Origin of the sequence: Methanobrevibacter sp., from assembly GCF_045644645.1 — an archaeon.
In the GTDB taxonomy this organism is placed as follows: domain Archaea; phylum Methanobacteriota; class Methanobacteria; order Methanobacteriales; family Methanobacteriaceae; genus Methanocatella.
On record NZ_JAZRHE010000079.1, the window covers coordinates 1 to 4,518 of the forward strand.

Annotated in this window: 3 protein-coding genes and 1 pseudogene; all 4 read left to right on the forward strand. The window is 33.9% G+C overall.

What is annotated here, in order from left to right:
- Positions 1–222: 222 nt before the first annotated feature.
- Positions 223–2,766, forward strand: a complete 2,544-nt coding sequence (locus ACKI4K_RS04535; RefSeq protein ID WP_407422721.1) for a right-handed parallel beta-helix repeat-containing protein — start codon at positions 223–225, stop codon at positions 2,764–2,766.
- A 354-nt stretch (positions 2,767–3,120) separates the two neighbouring features.
- Positions 3,121–3,393, forward strand: a complete 273-nt coding sequence (locus tag ACKI4K_RS04540; protein ID WP_407422723.1) for a hypothetical protein — start codon at positions 3,121–3,123, stop codon at positions 3,391–3,393.
- 45 nt (positions 3,394–3,438) lie between these two features.
- Entirely contained in the window at positions 3,439–3,927 is a 489-nt protein-coding gene (locus ACKI4K_RS04545; protein ID WP_407422724.1) for a transposase, read from the forward strand.
- 35 nt (positions 3,928–3,962) lie between these two features.
- A pseudogene (locus ACKI4K_RS04550) lies at positions 3,963–4,518 on the forward strand (hypothetical protein); the annotation flags it as partial.

Genomic DNA, 4,518 nt, shown 5'->3' on the forward strand with positions numbered 1-4,518 from the left:
TTTTGCGTCACATCCTCAAATTGACTTTTTTTTTAAGCACACATTTTTTTTTCTAATTGTTTTTTTTTTTAAAATGTTTTTGAGTCTGTAAAATTTAATCCTATTAAAAATATATGGAAATTAGCGGATTCTGCAATTAAAAAATAATTAAAATGGAAATCCTTAGTTTCCAGGATAAAAGTATGAAAAGTAATATATAAAATGAAATGAAAATTATCTCATATGAAGAGGTTGTTTATTGTTTGTTTGGTATTGGTTGCATTCTTTTCCATGAATGCAGTATTTAGTGAAAATTTTACGGACTTGAATGAAAAAATCGACGAAAGCGATACAGTTATCTTAAATGATGATGTCATTTTAAATCAGAACACTTCAAATGAAGAAAGTGCCTTTAAGGAGGGCATTTCAATCAATGACAGAGAAATCCATATTGACGCAAACAATCACACGATTCTTGCGAAGGATTCAAATCTCAATCAGGTAAGACTCTTTAACATTACCAACAGTAATGTGACAATATCAAATGCAATTATTTCTTCTGCTAGCTTCAACGGAGCCGGTGGGGCCATCATTCTGGATGTCAATTCCACTTTAACCTTAAGGAATGTAACCTTTAAGGACTGCTCTGCTGTGGGTATTTACGGTGAAGGGGGAGCCATATATTCGTCAGGAACCATTTTTATCTATGACTGCACTTTCGAAAGCAATTATGCAAGCGGTGCGGGAGGCGCAATTTTCTCGCTGGCCCAAAATTCCACCATCTCATCTTCCAGTTTCATCAACAACTCTGCAAAATGGTACGGCGGTGCAATTCATTCATGCTCCAACTTATTTTTGGATTCATCAATATTCGATTCCAACAGTGCATATAGCGGCGGAGCATTCCATTATGCCGTCAGCGGACTTTCCCTTAATTATACCAATAGGGATGCCATTTTAAATTCTTCTGTTTTCAGGAACAACAAGGCAGATTTTGGAGGGGCAATCTCATCAGCATCATTGAGAAAAATGATTCTCTCCGATTCTTCTTTTGCCAGTAATCAGGCTTTGAAAGGAGGGGTAATATATAAGTGCGGCATGACCGAGACATATATATACGATTGCTCATTTGAAAACAACACCGCTGAAATCGGAGCGCTTTTCTTTGACGATTCATATGAAAGCCCTTTTGAAGATGACCACATATCCTTCATTGCCTTAAGCGATTGCTTTTTAAAGAATAATATTGCATCAGATAAGGCTTCAGTATTTTATGGAAGATCATCCAATTTCTGGGCCAACAATACTGAATTCTACGAAAATTCAAACATGGAAATCATCAACGGATTGGGAAATATCACAGTTTTGAATTGCGTTATTTCAAATTATCGTGATGATTTCATAACCCAATTCATAAGCGGGAACATAATATTCATAAACAACACCTTCCCGGTCAATGAAATAGATTTTGATAAGATGCTGGATATTTCAGGCGATACGAATCTCATAACTGATGGAGATTATGACGGTACAATAACTGATTATAATGATTACCGCTATAAGGAAATCAGTTACACTCCAATTAGGGATATTGAAAGCGAGTGCTGTTCAGTTTATGTTCGCTTGAACAGTACAGATTATGCACTATCCCAGAGAAGAGACGGCCACACAGAAAATTTCACAGTCTATGTTGACAAGACTGATGATTATATCCGGGAATTTAAGGCAATTTCCGAATACTTCTTCCTGTCCAAAGTCTATACAAACGGATGGGTTATCGGATGTGGCGGATGGGAGGAAAGCAGCGAAAATGAAAAGGTCGAAGCAATAGCAAGCGACATGGCTTTAAACGGCAAAATTGATGAGGAAGCACTGCAATTAATCATGGATGCTAAAAAGGTAAGCAGTGTCGGCCACCTGCTCATCGTAGCTCCTGACGGAACTTATGGAAACGTTGTAACATTCAAAGGCAGCGACATCTTTAAGATGGGGGTCTTAAATGATGGCGACTACATCGTCTCCCCTAATGGTGTCGACAACTGGCGTCAAGGCCATATAGACGATATCAGTGATGTTGTCTGGGAAAACATCAATCAGTCCGCCCATGATGAGTATGGAGTTAAAAGGCATTGCATATTGGTCCATCACGTCCAGCTTGATGATGACGGCTTTTCAGATGCGGTGCATGTTTCCAATGAGGACGGCAGTTTTGTCAATGCGACCAATTATCTCTATGCAGACAGCTTCTGGTTTAATGAGGAATTCACCCACTTTTCCGAAATACCACTTATTTTGGACAACAAATATCTCGGAACATACTATTACTTTAATAAAACAATCTTCAGCGAAGATGCAGCCGTACAATATAATGGTGATTATGCATTTAAAGCCAAATTCATCAATCGTGACGGCGACTTTCTGGTGAATACGACCGTTCAAGTCATTGTCAATGGAAAATCTATGGAATATGTTACAGACAGCGAAGGAATAATTGAAATTCTTTTCCATAAGCTGACAGAAAACCAGACAATAACATTAACAAATCCGGTAACTGGTGAGACAGTTGAAAGCACCATTACAGTCCTGCCTGGAAAGGTTCCGCATGACGACCCTGTAAACAGGACAGACCCTGTCAAAATAATATCAAGTGAAAACAACACGCAGAAAGATAAAATTGAGCATTCAAAAACTGACTTGAGTGTATATGAAACCGCAAATCCAATCATGGCATTGATGATAGTTTTAATAGCACTTGGATTCGGTCAGTTAAGAAGATTCGGAGAATAATCTTCTTAATACTTTTTCTTTTTTAAAAATTACTATGCTTTGCTGTGAATGTTGCCATATAATGATTGGGCATTGAAATATTTGATTATCCGTTTGATTAAATCAATGTTGGTATCATGAAATAGTATTTAATTAATTGTTTTTTTAATTATTGTCTGGGTATTTCGAGGTCTTCTTTTTCATAATTTTCAAGATAAGTTGGCCCTTCATGGAAAAATCAATTATCTTTTTTTCAGTTGAATGTATTATATTGATTTGATATTGAAATATTGCATTTAAAAAACCATTTATTAAATGATTATCCATTTAATCCAAAAATAAAGATTTATCAATGCTTTAAATCTAATTGAACTCATGAAACTTAAGAAATTTCTATCGCCAGTGTTCATATTAAATCAGGGGGCTTATGAAAAATCCGCTTGTGAGAGATACAAAAGATTGAAAATTAATGATTTTCCATCAATCAATCAAGATGATTTGCCCAATGACTTTAGTATGAGCGCATTTGAAACTGTTGATGGGTTCATTAAAAAGACTGTAAATCTGGACTTCGAATGTCTCTTGTATTTTGACTATAAGACAGGGGAAATACTCGATTGCTCTATAGGGAATTCCAATAAAGTATAGTTTTTTACCAAAAGTTTATACCTAATGAGTTATAGATATATATTCATGGAAAAATTTAATAATAAAATTGAGAAACATTTGGAGCTTTCTGAAATTGCAGAAATGCTGAAAGAGTACAAGAAATATTACAATATTTATAGGCGTCTTTTAGTAATTCACATGGTTGCAAACGGTGAAAGTATTGCTAAAGCATCAAAAAACATTAATATTTCCAGAAAAACTGGCGAACGATGGGTCAAACAATATAATGAAAATGGTGTTGAGGGCTTATTTTCAAATTATTCAAATTGTGGTCGAAAATCATACCTAACTGACCAACAACTAAAAGAATTAAAAGAAATCATCACTGGAAATGAAGAAAAATACAATTTAAAAGATGTAAGTAATCTAATTGAAGAAAAATACGGAATAACATACAGTGAAAAGCAAGTTTGGGTCATTACAAGACAAAAACTAAATTTAAACTATGGAAAACCATTCATTCAATATAACACTCGTCCAGAAAACCCTGAAAAAGATCTTAAAAAAAACTGACTTTTATAAATCTAAAAACAGAGTATTTTGCTTTTTTGGATGAAACATCTTGTCAAAATGTTCCAAATGTTACAAGAGTATTATATGCTCCTGGAGAAAAAAATACACAAACAAAACATCCAGTAAAATTTGGAATAAATGTAACAGGCTTTCAAGGAATCAATTGTAACTCATACATGGAAGTAAACACTAAAAACAATGCATTCCAATTTGTAATTACATTATGTCATTACCGTATTGAAAACATGGAAAACACTTTCGGTAAACATTTAATCGAAGAAGCAATAAACAATGAAAATCTATCTGATGAAGAAATAAAAAAATATTTATCTTCAAAATCACTAAATGAAATGGATTTAATCAATAAAATCAATAACGAACTATATAGTGACAATTCACAACAAATTTCAATAGAAAAAATTCAAAGAATCTGCAGAAAAGAAGACAATAACAACTCAAGAAAAATATGGAATGAAAAAAGATCCAGATTACTAAAAAATCTATTGAATCCTCAAATATATGAAATAAACTCAAAAGAGAAAAGAATCAATCTTGTTTTAGACAATGCAAAAATACATCATGCTAAAATAG